The sequence below is a fragment of the Marinobacter shengliensis genome (assembly GCF_030297115.1).
Taxonomy (GTDB): domain Bacteria; phylum Pseudomonadota; class Gammaproteobacteria; order Pseudomonadales; family Oleiphilaceae; genus Marinobacter; species Marinobacter shengliensis.
In genome coordinates, this window is sequence record NZ_AP028062.1 from 2,258,684 (window position 1) to 2,280,380 (window position 21,697).

General features: G+C 55.5%; 19 protein-coding genes. 8 read left to right on the forward strand and 11 right to left on the reverse strand.

Annotation, left to right across the window (positions count from 1 at the left end; genetic code table 11):
- Positions 1-46: 46 nt before the first annotated feature.
- A complete protein-coding gene (locus tag QUE75_RS10375) occupies positions 47-694 on the forward strand; it encodes a glutathione S-transferase family protein (protein ID WP_286249848.1) in 648 nt (215 codons plus the stop codon).
- Entirely contained in the window at positions 669-2,723 is a 2,055-nt protein-coding gene (locus QUE75_RS10380; protein WP_286249850.1) for a 2Fe-2S iron-sulfur cluster-binding protein, read from the forward strand. The genes QUE75_RS10375 and QUE75_RS10380 overlap by 26 nt, the downstream gene beginning before the upstream one ends.
- A gap of 71 nt (positions 2,724-2,794) precedes the next feature.
- Here QUE75_RS10380 and QUE75_RS10385 read toward each other — a convergent pair whose 3' ends face one another.
- Both QUE75_RS10385 and QUE75_RS10390 read right to left on the reverse strand, forming a co-directional pair.
- A complete protein-coding gene (locus QUE75_RS10385) occupies positions 2,795-3,043 on the reverse strand; it encodes a YdcH family protein (RefSeq protein ID WP_286249852.1) in 249 nt (82 codons plus the stop codon).
- 110 nt (positions 3,044-3,153) lie between these two features.
- Positions 3,154-4,098, reverse strand: coding sequence for an AraC family transcriptional regulator (locus QUE75_RS10390; protein ID WP_286249854.1), 945 nt, complete (start codon positions 4,096-4,098; stop codon positions 3,154-3,156).
- A 236-nt stretch (positions 4,099-4,334) separates the two neighbouring features.
- Between QUE75_RS10390 and QUE75_RS10395 the strand changes: the two genes are divergently transcribed.
- Complete coding sequence (locus QUE75_RS10395; protein WP_286249856.1) at positions 4,335-5,057, forward strand: SDR family oxidoreductase; 723 nt, start codon at positions 4,335-4,337, stop codon at positions 5,055-5,057.
- Between the two features lie 78 nt (positions 5,058-5,135).
- On the opposite strand, the gene QUE75_RS10400 is transcribed toward QUE75_RS10395, so the two are convergent.
- The gene (locus QUE75_RS10400; protein ID WP_286249858.1) at positions 5,136-5,543 is read right to left on the reverse strand and encodes a RidA family protein; all 408 of its coding nucleotides are present in this window, start codon (positions 5,541-5,543) and stop codon (positions 5,136-5,138) included.
- A 124-nt stretch (positions 5,544-5,667) separates the two neighbouring features.
- Between QUE75_RS10400 and QUE75_RS10405 the strand changes: the two genes are divergently transcribed.
- A complete protein-coding gene (locus tag QUE75_RS10405; protein WP_286249860.1) occupies positions 5,668-6,603 on the forward strand; it encodes a LysR family transcriptional regulator in 936 nt (311 codons plus the stop codon).
- 93 nt (positions 6,604-6,696) lie between these two features.
- On the opposite strand, the gene QUE75_RS10410 is transcribed toward QUE75_RS10405, so the two are convergent.
- Both QUE75_RS10410 and QUE75_RS10415 read right to left on the reverse strand, forming a co-directional pair.
- The gene (locus tag QUE75_RS10410; protein ID WP_286249862.1) at positions 6,697-6,990 is read right to left on the reverse strand and encodes a CPBP family glutamic-type intramembrane protease; all 294 of its coding nucleotides are present in this window, start codon (positions 6,988-6,990) and stop codon (positions 6,697-6,699) included.
- Between the two features lie 105 nt (positions 6,991-7,095).
- The gene (locus QUE75_RS10415; RefSeq protein ID WP_286249863.1) at positions 7,096-7,845 is read right to left on the reverse strand and encodes an NAD(P)H-dependent oxidoreductase; all 750 of its coding nucleotides are present in this window, start codon (positions 7,843-7,845) and stop codon (positions 7,096-7,098) included.
- Positions 7,846-7,934: 89 nt separating this feature from the next.
- Between QUE75_RS10415 and QUE75_RS10420 the strand changes: the two genes are divergently transcribed.
- Positions 7,935-8,834 carry a LysR family transcriptional regulator gene (locus QUE75_RS10420; RefSeq protein WP_061333376.1) on the forward strand — a complete coding sequence of 300 codons (900 nt, stop codon included), beginning with the start codon at positions 7,935-7,937 and terminating at the stop codon, positions 8,832-8,834.
- Here QUE75_RS10420 and QUE75_RS10425 read toward each other — a convergent pair.
- Complete coding sequence (locus tag QUE75_RS10425) at positions 8,829-10,544, reverse strand: protein adenylyltransferase SelO (protein WP_286249868.1); 1,716 nt, start codon at positions 10,542-10,544, stop codon at positions 8,829-8,831. The two genes, QUE75_RS10420 and QUE75_RS10425, sit on opposite strands and share 6 nt — an antisense overlap.
- Positions 10,545-10,994: 450 nt before the next feature.
- On the opposite strand from QUE75_RS10425, the gene QUE75_RS10430 reads away from it, so the two are divergent.
- Positions 10,995-11,897, forward strand: a complete 903-nt coding sequence (locus QUE75_RS10430) for a LysR substrate-binding domain-containing protein (protein WP_286249870.1) — start codon at positions 10,995-10,997, stop codon at positions 11,895-11,897.
- An 8-nt stretch (positions 11,898-11,905) separates the two neighbouring features.
- Here the strand turns inward: QUE75_RS10430 and QUE75_RS10435 are convergent, their stop codons facing one another.
- Positions 11,906-12,439: a pyridoxamine 5'-phosphate oxidase family protein gene (locus QUE75_RS10435; RefSeq protein WP_286249872.1), complete on the reverse strand. Its 534-nt coding sequence runs from the start codon at positions 12,437-12,439 to the stop codon at positions 11,906-11,908.
- 168 nt (positions 12,440-12,607) lie between these two features.
- Between QUE75_RS10435 and pdxR the strand changes: the two genes are divergently transcribed.
- Positions 12,608-14,035, forward strand: coding sequence for a MocR-like pyridoxine biosynthesis transcription factor PdxR (gene pdxR / locus QUE75_RS10440; RefSeq protein ID WP_286249874.1), 1,428 nt, complete (start codon positions 12,608-12,610; stop codon positions 14,033-14,035).
- Here pdxR and QUE75_RS10445 read toward each other — a convergent pair.
- The gene (locus tag QUE75_RS10445) at positions 14,032-14,739 is read right to left on the reverse strand and encodes a helix-turn-helix transcriptional regulator (protein WP_286249876.1); all 708 of its coding nucleotides are present in this window, start codon (positions 14,737-14,739) and stop codon (positions 14,032-14,034) included. The genes pdxR and QUE75_RS10445 overlap by 4 nt on opposite strands.
- Positions 14,740-14,889: 150 nt before the next feature.
- Here QUE75_RS10445 and QUE75_RS10450 point away from each other — a divergent pair, with 150 nt between their 5' ends.
- Entirely contained in the window at positions 14,890-15,537 is a 648-nt protein-coding gene (locus QUE75_RS10450) for a glutathione S-transferase family protein (protein WP_286249877.1), read from the forward strand.
- Positions 15,538-15,539: 2 nt separating this feature from the next.
- Here the strand turns inward: QUE75_RS10450 and QUE75_RS10455 are convergent, their stop codons facing one another.
- Genes QUE75_RS10455 through QUE75_RS10465 form a run of 3 tightly spaced genes read right to left on the reverse strand, consistent with a single transcriptional unit; the run spans position 15,540 to position 21,317 of the window.
- Positions 15,540-16,934, reverse strand: coding sequence for an efflux transporter outer membrane subunit (locus QUE75_RS10455; protein ID WP_286249879.1), 1,395 nt, complete (start codon positions 16,932-16,934; stop codon positions 15,540-15,542).
- Entirely contained in the window at positions 16,927-20,130 is a 3,204-nt protein-coding gene (locus QUE75_RS10460; protein ID WP_286249881.1) for an efflux RND transporter permease subunit, read from the reverse strand. Before QUE75_RS10460 ends, QUE75_RS10455 begins: the two co-directional genes overlap by 8 nt.
- Complete coding sequence (locus tag QUE75_RS10465; protein WP_286249882.1) at positions 20,127-21,317, reverse strand: efflux RND transporter periplasmic adaptor subunit; 1,191 nt, start codon at positions 21,315-21,317, stop codon at positions 20,127-20,129. Before QUE75_RS10465 ends, QUE75_RS10460 begins: the two co-directional genes overlap by 4 nt.
- Between the last annotated feature and the right edge of the window lie 380 nt (positions 21,318-21,697).

Consider the following 21,697-nt stretch of genomic DNA (forward strand, 5'->3'; position numbering starts at 1 on the left):
CCATGCCGCCAGAAACGGCCTATGTCTCATCCGAAGGAATCTGACTATGAATGCGAACTTCCCAACCCACGCTGCTCCCATAAAGCTCTATCGACACCCGAAATCCGGTCACTGTCATCGCGTTGAACTCATGATGGCTCTGCTCGATCTTCCCTACCAGGCGATTGATCTTGATATGGCAAATGGTGCGCATAAGGCGCCGTCGTTTTTAGCGATGAGTCCTTTCGGCCAGGTCCCTGCCATCGACGACAATGGCGTCACCCTCTGTGATTCCAACGCGATCCTGATCTACCTGATGAAATCCTACCCCACGGGCTACCGCTGGCTGCCGGATACCCCGGAAGCCGCTGCAGAAGTCCAGCGCTGGCTGTCGGTTGCCGCCGGCGAGATTGCCCACGGGCCTTGTGCAGCGCGGCTGGTCACGGTGTTCAATGCGCCATTGGATCACGAGCATGCCAAGGCTGCAGCTCATCGGTTGTTTGCGGTGATGGAGCAAACGCTGAAGGTTCGAGATTTCCTCGCGGGGTCAGCGATCACGATTGCCGATGTGGCGGGCTATAGCTACATCGCTCATGCGCCGGAAGGGGGTGTGAGCCTTGAAGGTTACCCATCTATCCGGGCCTGGCTGAAACGAATCGAGAGCCAGGAGCGCTTTGTAGGCATGGCCCGTGCTCCGCTACCTGAAGGCGTCTGACCAAGAGGATGATCCAATGAAGAAGGTCCCTGATGTTTTCCATATAGGGGAAAGTGCTGTGCAGGCCCGTGCTGACATTCCAGATACATGGTTGAAGCAAACAGAAAGCTTCGTTCGCACTGAAATGCCGCAACAACACAGGGATTTCTTTGAAAACCTGCCCATGCTGTTTCTGGCGTTGCTTGACCGCACTGGCCGGCCCTGGTGCGTTCCTGCTTTCGGAGCGCCGGGGTTTGTGGTCTCCCCTGCTCCGGACAGGCTGGAGTTAAGGGGAACACCGGTTCTTGCCAATGAACTTGAACTGGAGCGGTCGACCGGCGCCAGCGTGGGTATCGTCGGGATCGATCTGACCAACCGGCGCCGCAACCGGATGAATGGTCGAGTACAAGATACATCCGGTGGCATCATGGCCATTCAGGTGGACCAAAGTTTTGGGAACTGCCCGCAATATATTCAAACCCGCGCTCTGAGCGCAGCTCCGGACGACCCCAAGCGCACGAGTCGCCGGCAGGCCAACCTGCGTGATCCGGAGGTTCGCCGAATTATTGAGGCGTCCGACACTTTTTTCATTGCTTCCCGAGCGGCTGGTTCGCTTGTTGGTGGAAGTGCGGGGGTCGATGCATCGCACCGTGGAGGCCGGCCCGGGTTTCTCGGTGTCAACGATGACGGCACCCTCTCCTTTCCGGATTTTTCCGGCAATCGCTTTTTCAACACATTGGGCAATATTGAAAGCGATGGTCGGGTCAGTCTGTTTATTCCCGATTTCGAAACAGGTTGCGCGGTATTACTGACCGGCCGCGCTGCCATCGACTGGGATTCAGCCCGCGTTGCGTCTTTCCAAGGCGCCGAGCGTATCGTCGACGTCGTGCCGGACGAGATCTGGCACGCCACTGCAGCTTTACCGGTTATTGCGTCAGCCCCGGAGCCTTGGCCCGGGCTGGATAGCACTGGAACCTGGACTGACGCCCGCCTCGCTGCCCTCAAAACCGATGGTTATCGGCGCTTTGAGATTGCCGCTAAGCGGAAGGAAAGCGACAACATCACGTCTTTCTACCTGAAGCCCGCTGACGGTGGCCCGATTGAGCCGCATGTGGCGGGGCAGTTCCTGCCAATACGGATCCGCAAAGGCGACGATGCAATTCTGCGAAGTTACACAATTTCGCAAGGGCCAAATGGGCAAGATTATCGCCTCTCGATCAAGCGCGAACCACGAGGCCTAGCGTCCCGAATTCTGCACGATGAACTCGACAATGGCGATATCATCGAGGTCGGCTCACCATTGGGCGATTTCGTTCTGGACGACGGTACTCAGCCGATCGTCATGCTGTCCGGTGGCGTCGGCATAACGCCCATGATCGCCATGCTGGATGCACAGGTGGCCGCGGTTCAGGGCGGTGCGCCCCAACGCGAGGTGTACTTCATCCATGCCACTCAGAACAGCGCTACTCAGGCTTTCACGGAGGAACTGGTTGCTTTGGCCAGGCAATATGACTGGCTCCATCTGTTTATTGCCTACAGTGCCCCACTGAAAGGTGACAAGCTGGGCGATACCCATGATACGGAAGAACGGCTCAGCATGAACGTTCTTGCTAAACTTCTGCCGTTTGGCGGTTTCCAGTTCTACTTGTGCGGCCCCGAAATATTCATGCGATCGCTTTATTCAGGATTGCGTGAAATCGGGGTAGACCGCTCGCATATCCATTATGAATTTTTCGGTGCTGGAGACCTCGGTGAATCCGAGGAGATAACCCCGACTGTGGTACTTCCTGAGCGCGCAAATATCAGGTTTGCCCGCTCAGGCGTCCAAGCTGAATGGACCCATCAAAGTGGTACACTCCTGGAAACTGCCGAAGCCGCGGGCCTGAAACCGAACTACAACTGCCGCTCGGGCAAATGTGGTGCTTGCGCCACCCGACTGGTCTCTGGCGCCGTGCACTATCAGCGACGCCCGGTAATAACGCCAGGCAAAGGCGAAGTATTGACCTGCTGCGCAGTGCCAATGGGTGAGGAGGTGCAAATCGATATTTGACACCCTTTTCGCGAACCTATCGGGGGTGCCCTCAAGGTCGGCGATGACCGGAGAACTGGAATACCAGACGGTCAATCGTCGGCTGCTTTCAGTAAGGCGTTGTAAAGCTGGTCCTTGAGATGGGCGCGCTCTGATTTCATTCGGGTAAAACTTTCGTCCGATACCGGAACATCTCGCCGTTCCAGCGCATAAATTTCCTTATCCAGCTTGGCATACTCTTTGAGTTGCTGTTTGAAATGGGCGTCTTGTTCGGATAGCCGGTCTATGAGGTAACTGTGTTGAGGAAATTCATGGTGAAGCTCATGGTTCGAAATGCCCATCGGTCCTGACTCCTTATTGGTGGGACTGTAGAGAAGAGTGTAGTACTTGATTCAGAGAACACTCATTGATGGTAATTCACCATTGGCGACACGCGCTGAGTGAGTTCCTCTCAATGCGGCACTGCCAGGGCTTCGATCCGTTCTGGCGGAAGCAGCGTTAACAAGGCCTTCATCTCACGCACCTCCTCACCAGGTGGACGCCCAAAGAAGCGTTTGAACTCGCGGCTGAACTGCGAAGGGCTTTCGTAGCCCACCCGCATAGCGGCGGCCGCTGCAGGCAAGCCATCCCGTATCATCATCATGCGAGCATGGTGCAACCGGGTGGACTTGATGTACTGCAGAGGACTGGTTTGCGTCACCGCCTTGAAGTGCACGTGAAATACTGATGTGCTCATACCGACTTCGTTTGCCAGCCGACCAACCTCCAGAGGCTCTGCGAAATCGTCGTGAATACGGTTTAGCGCCTTGGCGATTCTGCCAAACTGGCCTTGTTGGGCCAGGGCCGTTCGTACTGCCCCACCCTGTTCATCAACCAAAACCCTGTAGCAGATCTCCCGCACGATGCTGGGCGCCAGGACCTGTGCCTCCTCGGGAGAGCGAAGCGCCTCAAGCAGCCGTAAAGTTGCGTTCGCCATAGTCATTTTAAGAGGTGTTGAGAACATACACTGCGGCGAGTCGTTGGAACGGGTCTCCCCGTGCCCCACCATGGTGACCAGTTCTGCCACCGTCGCCATGTTGAGTCGAATCGAAACCGCTAATAGAGGGTCATCAGCACTGGCTTCCGTCTCTGAGATAAAGGGCAGTGGCACGGAAAGCACGAGGTAATGCATTGCGTCGTAAACGTAGACGTCGCTGCCCAGGTACCCTTTTTTACGACCTTGGCATACGATGACGATGCTTGGTTCGTAGAGGACTGGAGTCAGCCTCAGTGGACGGTTTGATCGCATGAAGCGCACGCCCTCCAGCAATGACTGGGTGTAACCCTCGCCAGGTGCCAGTGAATATAGCGATTCGACCATCCGTTCTTGCGCAGCCGAACCCGTTTGTCCCAGCATATTGAGAGTCTCCCTCTTCCTGCCGAATTGGCAAAGGTATAGGCAACGATCCTTCATCAAATCCCGGCAACAAACAATCCCATCAATAGAATCAGGCAATCATTTGGGAGAATCGTGAATATCGATATCTCCGCCCTCTCCCTAAGATTTTAATACGCGCCCTTGGTAAACCTCACTGATTGTTTGCCGGTCCTTGAGCCAAGCGCGCTCCAAAACACCCATAGGGAGATTCTTTTATGAGCAAAGTTATTCTTCTAACTGGTGCCAGCAGCGGTATTGGCGAGGCCACAGCAAGACTTCTGTCAAAACAGGGTCATCGGCTGGTTATTGGCGCTCGCCGCACTGAGCGGCTCGCGGCGTTGGCCCATGATTTACGCTCTGAGGGCGGCAGCGTGGAGTATCGTGCTCTGGATGTTACCCAAGCCGAAGACGTCAAATCCTTCGCCGATGCAGCGCTGGCGCTTTATGGTCGTATCGACGTTATCATCAACAATGCCGGTGTCATGCCGCTCTCGCCGTTGGCAGCGCTCAAGGTTGATGAATGGGACCGCATGATCGACGTCAACATCCGCGGCGTGCTTCACGGGATCGCAGCAGTACTACCTACCATGCAGGCTCAGCGCAGCGGTCAGGTTATCAACATCTCCTCGATAGGAGGGCTTTACGTTGTTCCAACCGCCGCCGTTTATTGCGCGACCAAGTATGCGGTGAGGGCGATTTCTGACGGCCTGCGCCAGGAACACAACAACCTCCGTGTTACCTGTGTCTACCCTGGCGTAGTCGAATCGGAACTGGCCGATACCATTACTGATGCCGGCACTGCCGAAGCGATGAGGAGTTTCCGCGAAATCGCTCTTAAGCCCGACGCCATAGCAAAGGCCATCGCCCATGTTATCGACCAGCCTGACGATGTGGATACCAGCGATATTGTTGTTCGACCGACCGCGAGTCCGGCATGACGCTCAATTGATGCTGAGTAATTAGTGGTGTTTGTTGGGCACAGAATCCTACGGAGGGTGGTTCTGTGCGCCTTTATTCTAATCGGGGATTCGCACGATCAATTCCATTTCAACTTGAAGCTCGGGCGCTGCCAGGGCCTGAACTCCAATACCCGTCACACACGGCTGTGCGCCATCAAATGTTTCTAGAAATGCAGGCATAAGCTTCTCTAACCTTTCACTCGTAAGATCAGTGACATAGATTCGGGCCATTACCACATGCTCGGGTTTGGCATGCACGGCATCCAAGGCTGACCGCGCATTTTTCGATACTAATTTCATTTGTTCCGCGAGATCATCTGGAACAGGCTCGCCATCAGGTTGCCAAGCGACTTGACCGGAGACGAAAGCCATGCGGCCGGGCTCTACTATGGAGATTTGGGAGTAGCCCATCTCTCCTGCATTTGGCAATGTTGGGGGATTAAGGCGAACGATTGCATCTGACATGATCTTTCCTCGTTTTTCAAAAAAATAATTTTCCGAATCTCTTGCTACCACTCCACGGCTTACTTGAGTAATCCTGTTCGTCATCTGACAATGTACAGACAACTTTGTAGAAGCGGATTCGCCAATGAGACGCCTGTCAATCTCTACATCCAGTAGTCCTCGCTCATCCCTTGACTTGGGCACACTTCGGATTTTCGTCGCAATCGTCGAGACAGGGAGTTTTGTTTCAGGGGGGAAAGCTCTGGGTTTGACACGCTCCGCGGCGGGCAAAGCCATGTCGAGGCTTGAGGGTCATCTTGGCACCCGCCTGCTACACAGAACCACAAGAACGGTCTCGCTGACAGTGGATGGTGAGCGCTTTTATCAACGGTGCGTTCAGATTTTACAGGACCTGGAGGAAGCTGAAGCCGACATTCGTCAGGACCTGCCTCAGCCTACAGGCACCCTGCGTATATCAGTTACCGAGGCATACGGCCGGATAGTGGTTCTGCCTTTTCTCAAGAGCTTTCTTGACACGTGGCCTGAACTCGAAGTTGAGGTTAACCTCACCGACAGAATCGTCGATCTAGTGGAGGAAGGGTTTGACTTGAGCATCCGCATTGGAGACATCCCAACAAACTCCCAACTGATTGCACGTACCGTTGAATACGCACGCCCTTACTTATATGCGTCGCCATCATACGTGAAACGTTTTGGGGAGCCGGCAGAGCCGTCGGATCTGACTAATCACCAGAGGCTCGTTTACGGGCTGGGCGTTCATTCCACAGGTTGGAATCTGGTCACCTCCTCCGGATCAGAGGCTTCTATCGATGGAGGTCGAAAATTGCGTTTCGATAGCGGAGAGGCCATTCGAGAGAGTGCGCTTCAAGGCATGGGAGTAGCGTATCTTCCTTCGTTTCTGGTCAACGATGATATTGAGTCTGGGCGTTTAATCAAACTTTTGCCGAATTACGGCGGAAAAAGGCTGCCCATACAGGTGGTCTATGTGAGTCGTAATCACCTGGCGCAAAAGATACGTTTATTTATTGATGGTCTGATTAAGCACCGTCAAGGAAGTTGACCCAAACATCTCTGATTAAATTCTCTCTTCACTTCTGAGCGCCAGCACTTTTCAGTATGACAGTAGCCACCAACAGCCTCCTTGCAGTGACCTTCAGCCATGAATGGCGTATGCGATAACGTGCGCAATCACATGTGCCGTAATGGCAGCCTCCAACCCATAACGCCAGAAGAGAATGCCGGCAAGCAGCCCGAAAAGGGCATTTCCGAGGGTGATGTACGCGACGATTGTCAGGGGAACGCTACCCACAGCGGCAACAACGGAAGGAACGTGGGATACTCCGAACAGCAATGCGCTTATCCCAATACCGAGCCAAACCACGGTGCTGGATGGAGCCCCTTTTCCTCGTTGAAGAACGCGCCAAGCTAGCCACACAAGGGTTGTCATCAGCCCCCACCGGATGAGCACTTCCTCAATCTAATTGGGTGGCAGAATACCAGAGGCGCACTCCCGCGTGACCCTGTCCCGGCCGACGAATTCAGTATTTGCCGGTCAGAGCCTCCAGCGCATCACATGGCTTTGTTTGAGCACTCCTGCCTCATCCCAATCATCCCAGCCAGTAAACGGAATCGAGGGCTCGCGAGAAAGCAGAGGTAGCCGTTCCGCCCAGGCGCGTTTTTTCTGCTCCAGCTGGTTTCTGAATGTGCTTTCATCCTGATACCGAATACCACCGCCTTGAATTCCATAGCTTACCTGGGGTGCCAGCACATCAAATCCCACGTAATAGAGCGACGAATGAATGGGCCACAGCCATTCCACCATATTCCCGGCCCGACCAAAGGGCATAAATGCCTTTTCCGGAGAACCGGTTGTAACAGAACAAATCGCCTTCTTGCCCTTGAAATGGCCTCTGTTGTATCGCCGGCTGCCGGAATACAGCCCCCCATAGACCAAAACCCGGTCGAACCAACCCTTCAAGATCGCCGGTTGGGCGTGCCACCACAAAGGAAATTGAAATATCACCAGGTCCGCCCATTCGAGCCGAGTGATCTCCCGCTGAACTTCAGAAGGTAACCGTTTCCCTTCATAGTGAGCTCGTTGTTCATTCAAGGGCCCAAAGTAATCAGGATCTAACCTATCGGGATAGTGATCGGCACGTTCAACCGGATCAAATTCTTCCCCGTATAGATCGTCTATGTCCACGGAATGCCCCTCATTCTGAAGGCATTTCTCTGCAATATCGGCAAGGCCGCCATTGAACGATGCTCGCTCCGGATGAGCCAGTACCACCAATACATTCATAACCCGTTTCTCCAGTTGAAGGTATTTCGAGTTAGTCTATGCTGTTCGCACACACACATGAATTATCTAAATGCGAGAACTGTATTTGCATGAATGAACAGTCTATCCGCTGGGACGATCTTCAGATGGTATGGGCCATTGCCGACACTGGCAGCCTCTCGGGCGCTGGTCGAAGACTGGGTATCAGCCATGCCACGGTGTTTAGGCGCCTTACTGACATGGAAAAACGACTTGGCGTGGCATTGTTTGAGCGATCACGCACTGGCTATACACCGAATTCTGCGGGAGAAGACCTCGCTGCGGTTGCAAGGCGGGTAGAAGCCGATATTCTTGGCGCAGAACGCAGACTCGCCGGGCAGGATCTAAAGCTTTCGGGCAGTGTTCGGCTAACCACCACTGATACCCTATATACTGGCTTGCTGGCACCGGCACTGGCTGACTTTCGTGTTAACTACCCTGAAATTGAATTAGAGGTTGTGGTTTCGAATCAGGTTCACAGCCTGAGTAAACGGGAAGCGGATATTGCCATTCGCCCTACCCGGAACCCACCTGAGACGCTTGTTGGGCGGAGGGTTGGTTCTATTCGGCAGGCGATCTATGGCCAGAAACAGTACTGGCACGACACGCCCATTCCGCTGAACTCATTAACGGAACACCAATGGATTGGCCCGGACGCTCATATGGGCGACAGCACTCTGGAGGCCTGGATGACGCAGCATGAGCTGGACCAACGGTGTCATTACCGCGTTGACTCCATGCTGGGCATGCAAACGGCATTGCATCATGGACCGTGCCTGGCCGTGCTGCCCTGCTACCTGGGAGAAGCAGACCCCAGGCTACGTCGATTAACAGATCCGATACCGGAGCTCTCAGTACCGCTTTGGTTACTTACCCATTCCGATTTGAGGCGCACTAACCGGATAAGAGTGTTCACACAAGAGATTGGCGAGTACATTCGACAGCGGCTTGAAGAGCACTCTCGGTCATGACGAACAACTGTAGTGTGACGTACCACCAACCCTGAAAAGTTCAAGCGGCTTCAGCCGGTAGTATTTGCTCTCCACATCGTTCGATTGCTCGGCATATGGCTGGGTCATAATGCCCTGCAGTTCTCGCAGCAACTCGTAATTTCCTTCTGCCGCTTGCTGATAGGAAGGCACAACGAACCACTCCCGCAAACTGTACTTCGGGTTGACGAGTTTCATCCGGCGGGAAAGCACCTCACGGTCAACAGACCCAGTGAGCGATCTCCAGTTTGCGAGCCACGCTGACCAGCGCTGTTCGAGCCCCTCAGGGTCCGCAGCATCGGTCAGGTTCCTGTAGAAGCTTTTCTTAAGTGGCTCGATATCGTCAGGCACTGAAGACAGCTCCCTGAAGAACACCGTGTAATCGACGGGCGTGTGCACCATCAGGGTTGCCAGCTCCCGGAACAGGTCTTCGTCGAAAGCCTCTAGCCCAAGTTTGGCGGCCCACATCTTTTCCATTTGCGCTTGCATCACCTGGGGAAAACCGCCTTCGAGGTCCTCCAGTTGCCGCAAACCATCCGGATGTGCCTCTAACAACGGCCGCAACGCGGTACAGAACGAATGAAAATTGCGTTCTGCCGCCGCTGGTTGGTTGAGGAACGAGAAGTGCTGCCCGCCGCCGGTCCAAGGCTGGTATTGCGGGTTGAATAGATCGATGAATCCGAACGGACCATAGTCGAGGGTGAATCCGCCGGCTGCACAGTTGTCGCTGTTGAAGTTGCCCTGGCAGTAGCCAACGCGAATCCAGTTCGCCACCAGCGACGTCAGGCGGCTGCGGAACTCACGGGCAAGCAACACGACCTTTTCGGCGGTGGGTAATGTCTGGTCGATAAGGCCATCGTACTCACGATCGATCAGGTGCAAGACGATCTTTTCGAGTTCTTCCATGGCCTTAGGGTGTTCGTTCTTACGGGCTCGGCGCCCGAAGAGTTCGAGTTGCCCTACCCGGATAAACGACGGTGCAACGCGGGTGGAGATGGCTACGGGCTCAGATACCAGCACATCCGGGTCAATCGAGCCCGAGCCCTCTGAATACCAAGGGCGCCGAACTTTCTCGGTTTTGGACACGTACAGACTCAAAGACCGTGACGTGGGAACGCCCAGCGCGTGCATGTGTTCCTGAGCCAGGAACTCACGAACACTGGAGCGAAGTACGGCCCGGCCGTCTGCGCCACGGCAGTAGGGTGTGCGCCCTCCCCCTTTGAGCTGCATTTCCCAGCGCTGGCCGTTGATGACGCCCTCAAGCACGGAAATGGCGCGTCCGTCGCCGTAACCGTTGCCGGTCTGGAACGGGCATTGCTGGTAGAACTCGGTGCCGTAGATAGACAGTGCGTAGCCACACGCCCAACCGACGTTACGCATCGGCTCCGGAACCTGCGTTAAGTCGCCGGAAAACATACGCACAAAGTCTTCTGACTGCGCCAGAGTGTCGGCGATGCCCAGTTCGCGAAACAGACTTTTGCTGTGGGCCACGTATTCAGGTCTTTCGATGGGCGTGGGACTGACGGGAACATAATGGCCCGAGTACACCTGTCGTGGTGCATAGTCGGCGCCGTTTGCTTTTCCCTCAGGGTCGCAGTTGAGGGTGTCCATGAGCGAATAGTCTGCCAGTGCTGCGAGATCGTTGAGGTTCGTGATCAACGGGGCTGTGTGGCTGGTTGTTCGCTTTGGCATAGGAATTCCTCATGCGTGGTTTTCGTATGGTGAAGAGACCGATTTCTCTCTCTCCGACAAGCCTCAAGAGCTTTGAGCGCGTCTACGTTTAATGGTAACTGCATCGCCCAGGTAATTTCCTGCCTGGAATAACCAATGCCTTCCAGAGGCTCATCTTTTTGTTGTAGCACGGGCCGAAATAGCTTCTTGAAATGGTATCGGCGCAAGAGTATGTGAGCCCAGAATTCCATGTGCGCCAAAATTCCGAGGGGCGGTGTAGCCGGCATATAAAGATCCAGCTTGGGTGGAAACCTGGGGCTATCGGGTTCAACAAATGGGCCACAGAATTTATTCGTTTTTTTCATGGTATCACTCCTCTAAAGATGCCCGTTAAGAGTGATGGATTCGAATTGATAAATAAAACTAGAAAACATAACATGGCAATTAAGATTTTCTTAACGTTGAGTTGCGATGAACAACATAAGCCCAGACATGGAACCGTCCAGTCTCCCCCTTCTGGACACCGATGTTTTAAAAACCTTCGTCACTATCGCCGAGTGCGGCAGTTTTACCCACGCGGCAACACAAGTTCACCGAACCCCGGCGGCACTCAGTCAGCAAATTAAGCGTCTGGAAGAAATGATCGGGAAGACGGTGTTTCACCGGGAGCCGAGGCACGTGCGCCTTACTGCGGAAGGCGAAACCCTTCTGGGCTACAGCCGTCGGTTACTCAAACTCAATGAGGAAGCGGTTCAACAGTTTCTTGCCCCATCTATTACCGGCAGAATCTGTTTTGGAACAACGGACGATATCGGCACCAGGTTACTGCCCTGGGTTCTGGCTCATTTTGCGCGATCTTTTCCTTCGGTTGAGGTTGATGTAACGATTACATCCAGTCGTGAAATCCTTGACCGGCTCGACGCCGGGACTCTTGATATGGCCCTTGTCATCATCGGTAACGAAGGTCAGGAAATGCGGGGCGAAGTTGTCCATACAGAACCTCTGATTTGGGCGGGGCGAGAAGGAGGTATTGCCATCGAGAGATCGCCTATACCGCTGGCTATAGCAAACCAGGGATGCGTATGGCGGCGAGTCGCCCTTTCTGCTTTGGACAACGCCGGAATACCCTACCGAATTGCCTACACTTGTGAAAACTCTGCAGCTCAGGAAGCCGCAATGCTCGCAGATCTGGCAGTCACGCCTTTTCCAGTGAGTCTTGTCAGACCACCACTCAAAAAGATGGAAAGGGAGGGACTGCCAGAATTGACTGACTATCAGATCTCACTGGTCCGCAACGTTTTTAATCCAGAAACAGATGCTCTAACAGCGCACATTAAAAATGCTTTTAAGGATGTAAAACGTTCCGTTAGCTGATCCTTTGTTTATGCGGGGATCACTCCATGCCAAACAGGCAAAGCCAAATCCTCCGGGTCGTCATTCGGGCCACCGGTCCGGCTCTTGAATGAGCCTTCCTCAATGGGTATCCGGTATAGCGCAGTCGCCTTACGCTCTTTTCGGTTGGGCGCGCGAACCTGTTCCCATCGCCCTGGCTCAATCTGGTTGATGACTGCCCGAAACGCGGCATCAAACTCGGCGTCTTCCGTCACCGGTGAAGCCTTCCCGAACAATACCAGCGATTCGTAGTTCGCACTATGATGGAAGGCGGACTTGGTCATCACCCATTCATTTGTCACCGCAAATGATATGCATAAGAGGTCCCCTGCATTCAGGCGTTTTGACAAACGCCCTCCGTTCAGCGTGTGCAGGTAGAGGTTATCATCCATCCGCCAAACCGTTAGTGGCACAATGCGTGGTTCACCTTGCTCCACAAACGCCACGTGGGCCGTTTTCAGGCGATCAATCAGCGCATAGGCCGGAGCGCGGTCATAGCTTGCCCGCTTAGGTGCGCGCTTCACCTGGCTGCGAGGGCAGCACGTTAGTGGGGATGAGTTTATCGTCGGTTCGTTTGTTGCCGTCATCGTCTGCTCCTGAAGGGCTGTGCGTCCAAAAGTACCCCGCTATTGAAAGCCACTTCTGATACCATAAGAAGAGCCAGATTATGATTTTTGTTAGGACCAGTTGGTATGATCGATGATATTCGCCTGACCAGTGAGGCACCGCTCCAAAAGCAGCTTTACCAGCAACTATCCGAGCGCATCCTGAAGCAGCGATTTCCAGCTGGGAGCCGTCTCCCTTCTAGCCGACAGATGGCTCTGGATCTTGGGATTAGCCGGAACACCGTGAACGCCGTGTATGATCAGCTCAAGGCTGAGGGATTCCTTACAAGCTCTGCTGGCAGGGGTATCTTTGTACATGAAGACATCAAGGCCGCGGTAAAACCGGCTGGACCAGGGCTGCAACAGCCAATAAAAAATGCTACTTCCCTTCCCCCATTGCCCGCTGTTCCTCGCAACAGGCTCAAAGCAGTGGACGACGCAAGCCTGCCGTTTCAGCCGGGGCTACCTGATCTGGATGCCTTCCCCATTCGAGCGTGGAACCGGATTCTCCATCATCAGGAGAGCCGTCGTGCCCTGAGAGGTTATGACACCATTCAGGGATATCAGCCACTTCGGAGTGCCATCGCCAGCTACTTACGGGCCTCTCGGGGCGTTCGCTGCGAAGAACATCAGATAATCATTACCAATGGTGCCCAGCAAGCGCTGTCCCTCATCGCCGATGTGTTTCTGCAACCTGGCGATCGTGTCTTGTGCGAGAACCCTGGATACAGGGGCGCCCGTAACGCACTGAGTCGTCGCAACAATCCCTTGGTTCCGGTCCCTTTGAGGAACCAGGTTCTGGATGTAAACGCACTCTCTGACCTGGGTCCTGCGAAACTTTTCTTTTGTACCCCAACTCATCAGTATCCGATGGGTGGCATCCTCGACCTGTCCCAGCGCATAGCGCTTGTACGGTGGGCGCAGCAAAATAACTGCTGGATTATCGAAGACGACTACGACAGCGAGTTCCACTTTTACAACAAACCCTTTGCCGCCATTCAGGGGATGTTCGACAACGCCCCGGTGCTCTATGTGGGTAGCTTTAGCAAAACGCTGATGCCCTCCCTACGGGTGGGCTACCTGGTGGTGCCAGAGTCCGTTGTCGAACCCTTGCTCTGGGCAAAACAGATTAATGGCGGGGAATCTCCTTTGATGACTCAGGCCACCATCGCCGAATTCATCGAAAGCGGCCAGTTCACGCGACACCTGCGCCGCATGCGCCAGCTTTACCGGGACAAATGGCAGCTTTTCCAGAAGCGATTAACGGAAGAGCTGGGAGGCCTGCTGCAGCCTGTGGCGGAAAGTGCCGGCATGCACCTGGTGGTGGAGGGAGATTTTGACGATGTGTCCGTCAGCCAGTGGCTGAAAACCCGGGGTTTTGGCAGTACGCCGCTGAGCGCCCACTTCATCGGACAACAACCCCGGAGTGGTCTGGTGATGGGTTTTGCCAGCGCCAATGAGCGCCAGATTGAAGAGTGTGTGGTTGCGTTAAGAGCGGGATTGGTGAATTTCTAGCCGGCCCAGGACCGCAAACTCTCAGTCAGGAAATCTGCAGCATCGAAATCCGGTGGCCGCTGGAAGGTGGTATCCAGTAATTGCACATCGCTGATGCGGTCCAGTCGGAACGAACGCATGGCCTGCCTGAGGTGGCAGAACCCGGTGACGTACCAACGCCCCTGACGGAACACCAGGCCGTAGGGATCAACGCTTCGATTTATCCCGCCATGGTCCTCGGAGTGATAGGTTAATCCGACCCTGCGCATAGCTTCCGCTGCAATCGTTAACGTTTGAAGGGCACGGTCGTCCAGGCTGGGTTCGCCTCTTGGCAGGATCACGCGGGTGGTATCACTGACGCCGCGTACGCGTTTTTTCAGGTTTGCGGGCATTACCCGTTCCAGTTTCGCCTGGACACTGGCAATGGCGGGTGCAGCATCCGTAAGGCCAAGCTGGCGGGCGGCCAGCAGCCCCAGCGACACCGCCAGGGTTTCCTCTTCGGTAAACATCATGGGTGGCAGCTTGAAGCCGGCCACCAGTCGGTAACCGCCATAGCGCCCCTGCTCCGTCATTATCGGGATCCCAAGCTCCTCCAATACCGTGATGTAGCGCCGGATTGTCCGCCGGTCCACGCCAAGCCGCTCGGCCAGTTCGGCACCGCCAATCTGGCCGTGTGCCTGCAATAATTCCAGCACAGTAAGCACCCGGGTTGTGGGACCAGACATAGTCGCCCTCCTGCTGGCAGCATTTTCCGGTGTTTGCATTAAAGATGCATTGTCAGGTTTATTTAGGACAGTTTCTCGCCTACATACAAATTAATCTGGCCCTGCAGTAACTCACATCACTGAAATACTGGCTTGAGAAGGAGATCAAACATGTCAGAGCTTACCTTTTACACCCACCCTATGTCCCGTGGCCGGGTAGTTCGCTGGATGCTGGAAGAAATTGGCGTTCCCTATACGGTAGAGACCATGCAGTTCGGCCCGGAGATGAAAACCCCGGAGTACCTGGCCATCAACCCCATGGGTAAGGTGCCTGCAATCAAGCACGGCAACACCGTCGTTACCGAAGTAGCGGCCATCTGCGCCTACCTGGCGGACCAGTTCCCCGAGAAAAATCTGGCGCCACCGCCGCACTCGATGGAACGCGGCCCCTACTACCGCTGGCTTTTCTTTATGGCAGGGCCCTTTGAAATGGCCACCAGTGCGCTGGCCTACGGCTGGAAAATCGATAGCAGCAACGTGCAGGCTGTCGGCTTTGGCCGCGTGGAGGACAGTGTCAATACCCTGGAAAAAGTACTCGGCCAAAGCCCTTATATCTGCGGCGATCACTTCACCGCGGCGGATGTGCTGGTCAGCAGTTACCTGTGGTGGGAAACGATGCAGAAAAATATTCCGCAGAATGAGGTATTTCAGGACTACATCAAACGCACGGAAAACAGGCCCGCCGCCCAACGTGCCAATGAACTGGACGATGCGCTGGCAGAGCATATGAGCGAGGGCCGTTTACCTGTCACACAATGAGTTTAACCGGGTTGGCCCGCCATTGATCGGTATACATCAACCATGGTGAGAACCACGGCTGTGCGGCTACGCACAGCCTCATCCCGGACTTCGGTAAACTCCTGCTCCGCGGCCAACACCTCGAAATAGCCCACAAACCCCTGTTCGTAACGCGCCCTTGCCAATTCAACTGCTTTCTCCGCATTGGTCACGGCCAGGGCCAGCCGCTCTTCCCTTTCCTGGGCCCGCCTGTACCGAACCAACCGCGTCTCGGTTTCTTCCAACGCTTCGAGCACAGTTTGCTGGTAGCTTGCCAACGCCGCACGGCTCTCTGCTCCGGCAGCCTCAATACGGGCCCTAACCTTCCCGTGGTCCAGGAAGGTCCAGTCTATGCCGAGGGCCACGCTGCGACTTTCAGCTGAGCTGGCGAACAGGTCGCTGGTGTCTGAAGCCAAAGTCCCGAGGAACCCACTCAATGTGAACCGGGGATACAGGTCCGCAGTAGCAACGCCAATGCGAGCGGTAGCCGCCGCCAGCCGGCGCTCTGCAGCAGCAACGTCCGGGCGCCGACGCAATACCTCACCAGGGCTGTCGACGGGAATAACTGGCAGGGTGTCCGGTAACGCACCGACCGCAGTCAGGGTATCCACCAGAGCCGTCGGCGGCTGCCCAACAAGGATTGCAATACGATGCATGGCTGCGCGCATGTTCGCTTGGAGGGTCGATAGTTCAGCGCGGTTACGTTCCAGTTGGGCGCGGGCACGTACCTCATCAAACTCTGTGCTCCGGCCTGCCTGAACCTGAGCTTCCACTATGTCCAGGGATTGCTGCCGCAGCGCGACACTCTGCAGTGCTACCTGATACTGCTGTTGCAGCCCTCGTAGCTCAAAGTAGTTGCTGGCTAACTGGCCCACCAGTGCTACCTGTATGGTGACAAGATCCGCACCAGTTGCTTCGAGTTCTGCCCTTTGAGCCTCACTGGCACGCCTCAGGCGACCAAACATGTCCAGCTCCCAACTGGCGGCAATACCCGCCTGATAACGTTGCACCCGGTCAGGGCCTGTTCCGGGAGGTGACCGTTCGATATCCGCCAAGTGCTGCTCAGCTGCCATGGCGCTGGCCGTTATGCTAGGCCATTGATCCCTCTGCGCGCCGTAAAGCAGCGCCGCCGAGCGCTCGTATTTTGCTATGGCGCCTTCAAGGGTGTGGTTCGCTGTCAGGGCCTGATCAATCAAATCATCCAGCATTGGATCCCGAAATCCCTGCCAGAAAAGCTGCTGCCCGGCATCTCGGGCTATCATCTTACGGCCCTCGGAGAAGCCCTCTGGCTCTGGGCTGGACGGCGCACGGTAGTCAGGGCCGACGGCGCAACCAGTCAGAAGCAGTAACACCACGGACATTGTGATCAGGTTATGCATGGCTACCTCCCGGGAGAGCATCGTTTTCAGGCCCCTCTTCACATTCGAGTGTGGACGTATGGTTGCTGTGCAGACGTTGACCTCCAGACAGCTTGCGTAATGCCACATAGAACACCGGTGTCAGAAACAGGCCAAACAGCGTGACCCCGATCATGCCGGCGAACACGGCGGTGCCCAGTGCCTGGCGAACCTCTGCGCCGGCGCCGGTGGCCAATACGAGGGGGACCACGGCGGCGGTGAAGGTAATCGAGGTCATGATGATGGGCCGAAGCCTCAGCCGGCATGCCTCAAGCGCCGCTTCCACAATCCCCCTGCCCTGCAGCTCGAGCTCCCGGGCGAACTCAACAATCAGGATGGCGTTCTTGCAGGCGAGACCTATCAGTACAACCAGCCCTACCTGGACGAAGATGTTATTGTCGCCGCCACCGAACCAGACCCCGATCATCGCCGAAAGCATGCACATGGGCACGATGAGGATAACCGCCAAAGGCAATGTCCAGCTTTCGTACAGGGCAGCCAAAACCAGAAACACCAGCAGGATCGCGAGCGGGAACACCACCAACGCAGCATTACTTTGGGTAGCCTGTTGGTAGCTCAGGTCAGTCCATTCGAAATCCATACCGGCCGGCAGCACTTGTTCCGCGAGTATCGTCAAGGTTTCCATGGCCTGGGCAGAAGACAGTATCCGGGGGTCTGCTTCGCCGGCAATATCTGCCGCAGGGTAACCGTTGTAACGCAAAACCGGGTCCGGGCCGAAGCTTTGCCGTATGTTCACCATTGACCCGATGGGCACCATCTCACCCTGTTCGTTGCGGGTACGCAGGCGGGCGATGTCCTCTACGCTGTCACGGTGCTGGGTCTCTGCCTGGGCAATGACCTGCCAGGTGCGGCCAAATCGGTTGAAGTCGTTCACATAGGTGGAACCAAGATACGTCTGCAAGGTATGGAAAAGCTCGGTCAGCGGCACTCCCTGGGCTTTGGCCTTGATTCGGTCCACTTCCACATCCAACTGGGGCACGTTTGCCTGATAACTCGTGATGGGATACCCCATACCCGGTGTCTGGCTGATTGCGCCCTGGAACTGGTTCACCGCATTCTGCAGGGCCCCATAGCCCTGGTTACCCCTGTCTTCCAGGAACAGCTGGTAACCCGAACCATTGCCCAACCCTAGAATTGGCGGTGGCATGAAGGAGAAAGCCAGTCCTTCCTTGAGCTCACCGATTTTCTGGTTGATCTGAGCATTGATCTCCCCCGCGCTAAGGCTGCGTTCGTCAAACGGTTTCAAGGGAAAGAACACCACACCGGTATTCGAGGTATTGGTGAACTGAAGCGCATTCAGGCCCGGAAAGGCCACGGCGTTGGCTACGCCATCCGTGTCCATGGCGATATCCACCACCTGCTGCAGAAGTTGGTCGGTGCGTTCAAGTGATGCGCCTTCCGGCAGTTTCACGCCGGCCATCAGGTACAGCTTGTCCTGAACCGGTATAAAGCCCGGAGGTACCGCCTTGAACATCAGCCCGGTGCCAGTCAGCAAAACCGCATACACCACAAACACCATGCCACGCCGGCGCAGTGACCGTGCCACTCCCGCTTCGTATTTCATGGCACTGGAGTTGAAGAATCGGTTAAAAGGCCGGAACAACCAACCGAAAAGCAAGTCGATGATCCGCTGTAGCCTGTCCTTGGGCGCGTCATGGGGTTTAAGCAGCATGGCTGCCAACGCCGGAGACAGTGTCAGCGAGTTGACCGTTGAGATCACGGTCGATATGGCGATGGTCACCGCGAACTGACGGTAAAACTGCCCCGTCACGCCAGACAGGAACGCCATGGGAACAAACACCGCGCACAGCACCAAACCAATGGCAATAATAGGTCCGGATACCTCTTTCATGGCCTGATGAGCCGCCGCCATGGAGCTCAGACCTTCCTCGATGTTTCGCTCGACGTTTTCCACGACGACGATGGCGTCGTCTACCACAATGCCGATGGCCAGCACCAACCCGAAAAGAGTCAGCGTATTGATGGAGTAGCCCAGGAGGTAGAGAGCTCCGAAGGTCCCGATCACCGAAACGGGCACTGCCAGCAATGGGATGATGGAAGCGCGCCATGTCTGCAGAAACAGGGTGACCACCAACACCACCAGTAACACCGCCTCCAGGAGTGTTGCTACGACAGACTTGATTGAATCGCTGACAAATATGGTTGTGTCATAAACCGCCTCGTACTCCACACCGGCCGGGAATCGATCGGCCAGTTCATCCATGGTCTCGATTACCTCGTCACGGATGTTCAGCGCGTTTGCCTCCGGGGCCTGAAAGATGCCGATGGCCACGGCATCCTTTCCGTCCAGCTTGGAGCGGAGGGTGTAATTGTTGGCGCCCATCTCCAGTCGGGCCACATCCTTCAACTGAAGAATCTCGCCGTTCGCGCCGCGTTTAAGAACGATGTCGCCAAAATCTTCCACCGTTTCCAGACGGCCCTTCGCATTGATCAATGTGAGGAAATCACTCTCCGGGGCGGGCTCGGCGCCTATCTGGCCTGCGGACACTTGAACGTTCTGTTCACGCATGGCATTGATCACGTCGCTTGCCGTCAACCCACGGGCGGCAATCCTTTCAGGGTCAAGCCATGCACGCATGGCATAGTCGCCTCCTCCGAATATCTGGGCGTCTCCCACTCCCTGGATCCGTGCCAGGCGGTCGCGAACGTGCAGGCGCGCATAGTTGCGCAAATAGAGCGTGTCATAGGTGCCATCGGGCGATGTGAGGTGAACCACCATCAGAAAGGTTGGAGACTGTTTCTGGGTAGTTACTCCCTGGCGGCGAACCTCCTCCGGTAACCGGGCAAGCGCCTGGCTCACCCGGTTTTGCACTCGAACGGTTGCATCTTCCGCGTTGGTCCCTGGTCGGAAAGTCACGGTCATCTGCAGGACACCATCCGATCCGGCAACCGATTTGTAATACATCATGTCTTCCACACCGCTGATCGCCTCTTCCAGGGGTGTAGCGACAGTTTCGGCGATTTCCTTGGGATTGGCGCCCGGATAGACCGTACGTACCACAACGGAAGGCGGCACAACTTCCGGATACTCACTAATCGGCAAATTGGGAATCGAGATCAGGCCGATGGCAAATATGATGATCGATAGGACGGCTGCGAATATCGGTCGATCTACAAAGAATCGGGACACGTTCATCGGGACAACTCCTGCGCTATAGCAACCGCCCCTGCATTCCGGGCCGGCGCCCTCATGGCAACGAGCTGTGGCTTGACCTCCATGCCGGCGCCGAACACCTTCTGCACGCCGTTGACAATGACCCGCTCGCCACTCTCAAGACCTTCGTTAATCACCAGAAGATCTTCTATTTGCCGCCCGGTTTTGACGTGTCGGGGCACAACCCGGTTGTGCTGATCCACCACGTAAACGAATCGTCGGTCTTGATCGGCCATCACCGCTTTACGGCTGATCAGCAGGGCATGGTTAAGTTCGGCCACGGGCATTTCCACATGGGCAAACTGGCCAGGTCTGATGTCACCGTCCGGATTTTCCAACACCGCACGATACTGCAAGGTGCCGGTTCCGGGGTTAAGTTGGTTGTCGACGAAGTCCAGCCTGCCCATGTACTCGCGATCGCTTCCATCTCCCAGCGAGACACGCACACCCCGAAACGAATCCTCGGCGAACAGTGTCTGGCTCCGTATAGCGGATTTCTCATTTACCTCGAAGTAGACGTGTACAGGGTCAACGGATACAACCGTCGTAAGCAGGGTTTGGTCAGCATTTGCAAGGTTTCCCTGGGTTACCACCGCCCGCCCGGCGCGGCCGTTGATTGGCGCCGTCACCTGTGTGTATTTCAAATCAAGCTCGGCGCTCTCCAGCGCAGCCTCGGCGGCCTGCACCCCGGCACGGGCACTCATTAAGGCCGCATGGCGTTGGTCGTACTCTTCCCTGGAGATGGCACGTCCGTCCATGAGTTTCCTGGCCCGATCAGCTTCGCCGGTGGCCAAGGTCAACTGGCTGTTGGCGAGAGCCAGCTCGGCAAGCGCAGCCTGTTTGCGTGCCTGATATGGACGCGGGTCAATCTGAAAGAGAAGGTCACCCGCGCTCACCGGTTCACCTTCTTCAAAAGCAACCTGATGGATATAGCCACTGACCCTTGGTCGCATTTCCACGGTTTCCGGTGAGGCTATTCGACCGGTAAAGGATTCCCAGAGGGTGACCGGCTCCACCAGAACTTCCGCAACATCCACCTCGGGTGGAGGTGGCATGGTCATCGCCTCATCGCTTTGAGCCTTACAACCACTCAATAGCACCGCCAGTGCCGCGACCACACCAACGGTTTTGGTGAAACTACTCGCTTTTCCTGAAATCAGACTTTCCATGGTTTCTCGCTCCAGTATCTGGACTACCTTTTGGGCTGTCCTGGTTGCCAAGCAGTCGGTTGGATTGCTTGTTTAGTCGGTTGAGGGAAAACGGATTCGACACGCAGCCTAATTCCTCAAGTTAACTTGAGGTCAATAGAGCAAATCCAGGTGTTGGCTATGCATGAAATAGTGCTGGCCTATGAACTTCGGTGGTGCTTTCCCCAACAGGCCATTTACGATAAAGAGAGACTGGTTAAAAACGGTAGCGGGTTACTGCGGGAAGCTTGCCTGATTCTGTCAGGCGGCCTGCACTCTGATAATAGGGGTTGTCAATTTCTGCGGCGTCATTGCCTGATTCTGCAAAATCAGGTGAGCCTTCGTACATTTCAGGGTATGAA

What these genes read in the sequence shown, in the direction of transcription:
- QUE75_RS10375 (WP_286249848.1), top strand. Translation starts at nt 47, where the DNA reads ATGAATGCGAACTTCCCAACCCACGCTGCTCCCATAAAGCTCTATCGA.
- QUE75_RS10385 (WP_286249852.1), bottom strand. Translation starts at nt 3,043, where the DNA reads ATGGGCATTTCGAACCATGAGCTTCACCATGAATTTCCTCAACACAGT.
- QUE75_RS10390 (WP_286249854.1), bottom strand. Translation starts at nt 4,098, where the DNA reads ATGCTGGGACAAACGGGTTCGGCTGCGCAAGAACGGATGGTCGAATCG.
- QUE75_RS10395 (WP_286249856.1), top strand. Translation starts at nt 4,335, where the DNA reads ATGAGCAAAGTTATTCTTCTAACTGGTGCCAGCAGCGGTATTGGCGAG.
- QUE75_RS10400 (WP_286249858.1), bottom strand. Translation starts at nt 5,543, where the DNA reads ATGTCAGATGCAATCGTTCGCCTTAATCCCCCAACATTGCCAAATGCA.
- QUE75_RS10405 (WP_286249860.1), top strand. Translation starts at nt 5,668, where the DNA reads ATGAGACGCCTGTCAATCTCTACATCCAGTAGTCCTCGCTCATCCCTT.
- QUE75_RS10410 (WP_286249862.1), bottom strand. Translation starts at nt 6,990, where the DNA reads ATGACAACCCTTGTGTGGCTAGCTTGGCGCGTTCTTCAACGAGGAAAA.
- QUE75_RS10415 (WP_286249863.1), bottom strand. Translation starts at nt 7,845, where the DNA reads ATGAATGTATTGGTGGTACTGGCTCATCCGGAGCGAGCATCGTTCAAT.
- QUE75_RS10420 (WP_061333376.1), top strand. Translation starts at nt 7,935, where the DNA reads ATGAATGAACAGTCTATCCGCTGGGACGATCTTCAGATGGTATGGGCC.
- QUE75_RS10425 (WP_286249868.1), bottom strand. Translation starts at nt 10,544, where the DNA reads ATGCCAAAGCGAACAACCAGCCACACAGCCCCGTTGATCACGAACCTC.
- QUE75_RS10430 (WP_286249870.1), top strand. Translation starts at nt 10,995, where the DNA reads ATGAACAACATAAGCCCAGACATGGAACCGTCCAGTCTCCCCCTTCTG.
- pdxR (WP_286249874.1), top strand. Translation starts at nt 12,608, where the DNA reads ATGATCGATGATATTCGCCTGACCAGTGAGGCACCGCTCCAAAAGCAG.
- QUE75_RS10445 (WP_286249876.1), bottom strand. Translation starts at nt 14,739, where the DNA reads ATGTCTGGTCCCACAACCCGGGTGCTTACTGTGCTGGAATTATTGCAG.
- QUE75_RS10450 (WP_286249877.1), top strand. Translation starts at nt 14,890, where the DNA reads ATGTCAGAGCTTACCTTTTACACCCACCCTATGTCCCGTGGCCGGGTA.
- QUE75_RS10455 (WP_286249879.1), bottom strand. Translation starts at nt 16,934, where the DNA reads ATGCATAACCTGATCACAATGTCCGTGGTGTTACTGCTTCTGACTGGT.
- QUE75_RS10460 (WP_286249881.1), bottom strand. Translation starts at nt 20,130, where the DNA reads ATGAACGTGTCCCGATTCTTTGTAGATCGACCGATATTCGCAGCCGTC.
- QUE75_RS10465 (WP_286249882.1), bottom strand. Translation starts at nt 21,317, where the DNA reads ATGGAAAGTCTGATTTCAGGAAAAGCGAGTAGTTTCACCAAAACCGTT.